Annotated in this window: 5 protein-coding genes and 1 pseudogene; all 6 read right to left on the bottom strand. The window is 39.5% G+C overall.

The window, feature by feature from the left end:
* Positions 1 to 744: MBL fold metallo-hydrolase (locus WKF69_RS13275; protein ID WP_340382555.1), on the bottom strand; the 744-nt coding region annotated here is incomplete at its 3' end.
* 88 nt (positions 745 to 832) lie between these two features.
* Complete coding sequence (locus WKF69_RS13270; protein WP_340382554.1) at positions 833 to 1,042, bottom strand: hypothetical protein; 210 nt, start codon at positions 1,040 to 1,042, stop codon at positions 833 to 835.
* Positions 1,043 to 1,137: 95 nt separating this feature from the next.
* Positions 1,138 to 1,593: a hypothetical protein gene (locus tag WKF69_RS13265; RefSeq protein ID WP_340382553.1), complete on the bottom strand. Its 456-nt coding sequence runs from the start codon at positions 1,591 to 1,593 to the stop codon at positions 1,138 to 1,140.
* Between the two features lie 5 nt (positions 1,594 to 1,598).
* A complete protein-coding gene (locus WKF69_RS13260; RefSeq protein WP_340382552.1) occupies positions 1,599 to 1,889 on the bottom strand; it encodes a hypothetical protein in 291 nt (96 codons plus the stop codon).
* Positions 1,890 to 1,941: 52 nt separating this feature from the next.
* Positions 1,942 to 3,084, bottom strand: a complete 1,143-nt coding sequence (locus WKF69_RS13255) for a cysteine desulfurase family protein (protein WP_340382551.1) — start codon at positions 3,082 to 3,084, stop codon at positions 1,942 to 1,944.
* 9 nt (positions 3,085 to 3,093) lie between these two features.
* Positions 3,094 to 3,406 (bottom strand): annotated as a pseudogene (locus WKF69_RS13250) (phosphoglucosamine mutase); the annotation flags it as partial.

Raw genomic sequence — 3,406 nt, 5'->3', positions numbered from 1 at the left:
CAGATAATTTTGCATTGCCTTAATATCTTCCTTTTTGCCCGTTACTTTTTCAGGATCAAGAGAATGCCCGAATATGAAGAGGGTGTCTGAATCATATTTAGCCATTGCTTTATCCAGTACCTGGATCCAGCTTTTGATATTAGCTCCTGCAGCACGGTCAATGAAAGGAAACCTTCTGTTAAACATCAGATCGCCCATATGAGCGATGTTTGCATCCTCAAAGTGAATGATCGCATCTCCATTAGTATGGCCCGCGCCAAAGTATTGCGCGTGAATGCCCTGCGATCCAACCTTCGTTTTCCATTGATTGTTAAAAACGGTATCGGCGAACAATTGCTTGTCTTCCGACTTTTGAGTAACAGCTATGGCCCTTTGGTTGATAAGGCAATTTGCATGGCCTATCACGTGGTCGACAATTCCTTTGAAAGCGATGTTGCCTCCTGTATGATCACCGTGGTGGTGAGTGTTTATCAAATATTTAAAAGGCTTTTCAGACTTCTTTTTGAGTTCTTCAATCAGATGAACTGCCGTATTAGCAAACTGACTATCTACCACAACTACACCTTCGTTGTTGACCATCCATCCGATAGTTCCACCCTGCTCGGTAAAAATCCCTACATCTTTCCTCAACAGAGTCATTTTATAAGGTGTCTGCGTGATAAGATTTGCGAATCCTTTGTTTTGTAAAAGGGCAAGCATTCCGATAGACATCCCGGCGTTTTGAATAAATGATCTGCGTTTCATACGTTTATTTTAATAAAAGTAGCTAATTCTCAAGAAATTAAAAATCCCGCTTTCGCGGGATATATTCAGTGTTTTTGACCTATATATTTTACACAGTTCCGGGCTCATGATCCGGGCCTAACGAATCTGTAGTCCTTCCATGTTTACGATCTGCAAAATTAGCTTTGTCCAGATCAACATATGTGGTTGACTGATCATCATCTGCCGGGTTCCGTTTGCTCTGTTTGTGAGCAGGATTCTGACTTACATTAGATGGATCACTAGTCCTTTTATCTTGATTTTTATTAATCGGTTTCATAGCCTTTATGTTTTGATACAAAAGAATAATGCGTTTGCATCGATTTTTGTTTCAAAAAATATGGATTGGCAATAAAAAAAGTTATCCGATAACATTTACTGCAAAAAACGCCTATTTCTTTCTGCTATCAGGTCGTATGTCCTAATACCAATTCCTGTTGCATAATCAGATAACTTTGAATCCGATGTAATTAAACAATCGATTTTAGGAGCAAGTTCTAAAATTATTGAATCAGTTAACCCAAAAATAAAAAATTTATGCGCCTCGACTTCCGTCGATCTAATGTAAGTTTCAGAGGATTCTTTAATCAATCTTATGAAAGCATTTATGTAGGGATATTTCAAATTTCCCGAAAAATTATTTAACAGATTGTCAACCTCAGTAAGTATGTTTGGAGTTACTATAATATTTTTTAGGTCGCCAATAAAGATCATCAGATGATTGAAATCTTCCTCCTCATAAATCGATGTCTTTGAATGAGTGTTAATTAATCTGGGATCCATCAGCCCTAAAACAATTAATATCAAAGAATTGGTGTCTACCAGGATCATCTCACTTATTTGTAGATGAGATATTTAATTAACTCGCCATCTGAATCCAGGAGTAATCTTTTATATACACGCTCCAACGAGGGGTTGCTTACACCTAACGGTACATTAAACACACTTTGCACTGCTTTTGGATCATGAGTTAAAAAAGAAACTACAACGTCCCATTCGTTTTCTGATTTTTGTTCGGCTTGCTCCAATCTAAAATCCTGCAAGTCGTTACCGCGAAAAGCCTTCAGATGTCTTTTCGAATTCTCATATAATTGTTTAAGGTTCAAAGTAACAAGGGTTTTTTTCATGATTTACAAGTAAATATTATATATCCTTTTTATTTTCTGAAAATGTCCAATATTACCTAGCCAACGGCACCTTACAAATTTCCTTCAACTTTTCAACAACAAAATCGATCTCTTCTTTGGTATTGTATTTACTAAAGGAAAAACGAACTGCCGGGCGATCAGGATCCGCCTGGATTCCATTCAAAACATGCGATCCAATATTCGTACCCGAGCTGCACGCACTACCGCCTGAAGCAGATATACCGGCGATGTCGAGGCTAAAAAGAAGCATTTCTGCCATATCCATTGCAGGAAACGATACATTCAAAACAGTATAAAGGCTTTTTCCCGGATCAATTTCACCGTTAAACTCAATTCCCGGGATATTTTCCTGCAGCTGTTCTATCATATATAATTTCAGGCTATGGATATATTGCTGATGCTGCTCCATCTGGTTATAAGCTATCTCCAGAGATTTTGCGAGCCCTACAATCCCATAAACGTTTTCTGTACCGCCTCTCATATTCCTCTCCTGTGAGCCGCCGACGATCATTGGATTGATCTTGATCTTATGATTGATATATAGAAACCCAACCCCTTTCGGTCCATGAAGCTTGTGAGCTGCGCACACCAAAAAATGTACTTTCAACTTGCTTAGATCATGGACGTAGTGTCCCATGGTCTGTACTGTATCGCAATGAAAAATCGCATCATATTGCTCGCAGATCTCGCCAACGGCCTCAATATCTGTAATTGTTCCTAATTCATTATTAGCATGCATTAAGGAAACGAAACTCCTGCTTTCTGATTTCAGGAGTTCCTCAAGATGCGCAATATCAATATTTCCTTTACCATCGATGTTGACGTAGCTCAATTTGATCACACCACTCTTTTCGAGGGCCTGCAGCGTGTGAAGAACAGCGTGATGCTCGATCCTCGACGTAATTGCGTGTTTTATTCCATGATCAAGAATTCCGCTTCTGATAGCCATATTATCGGCTTCTGTCCCCCCTGACGTGAAGAAAAATTCTGCAGGAGATGCATGCAGCAAGCCGGAAATCGTTTTACGAGCCTTCTCGATGATGGTCCGAACCTCCCTCCCATGTGCATGGATCGATGATGGGTTACCGTATTGGGTCTCCATCACTTCATACATCGCTTTTAAAACATCCTTATCTATCGGAGTTGTGGCTGCATTATCAAAATATACACGCATTGGTATTAATTAGGTTGGTCTAAGTATTTCCTGGATGTCAGAAATGATTTTCTGAGCAAGATTGTTGGCAACAGTTTCAGAATCGCCTTCTGAGTAGATCCTAATGATTGGTTCTGTGTTTGACCGTCTGAGATGCACCCATTGTTTATCAAACTCAATTTTCAAACCATCAATAGTGCTATATGGCTGATTTTTATAGCGCATTTCAACTTCCTTTAAGAGTGCGTCTATATCCATGTCCGGAGTCAGCGTGATCTTGTTCTTCGAAATAAAATATGCCGGATAACCCGAACGAAGGACCGACACGGTTTTACCTGTCTTC

This window comes from Daejeonella sp. (assembly GCF_037719425.1).
Classification (GTDB): domain Bacteria; phylum Bacteroidota; class Bacteroidia; order Sphingobacteriales; family Sphingobacteriaceae; genus Daejeonella.
The sequence above is the reverse complement of the archived record's forward strand: the minus strand, read 5'-3'. Positions and strand labels throughout refer to the sequence as shown.

Bases quoted from the DNA above. Each gene is read 5' to 3' on its own strand.
- WKF69_RS13270 (WP_340382554.1), bottom strand. From the start codon at position 1,042: ATGAAACCGATTAATAAAAATCAAGATAAAAGGACTAGTGATCCATCT.
- WKF69_RS13265 (WP_340382553.1), bottom strand. From the start codon at position 1,593: ATGATCCTGGTAGACACCAATTCTTTGATATTAATTGTTTTAGGGCTG.
- WKF69_RS13260 (WP_340382552.1), bottom strand. From the start codon at position 1,889: ATGAAAAAAACCCTTGTTACTTTGAACCTTAAACAATTATATGAGAAT.
- WKF69_RS13255 (WP_340382551.1), bottom strand. From the start codon at position 3,084: ATGCGTGTATATTTTGATAATGCAGCCACAACTCCGATAGATAAGGAT.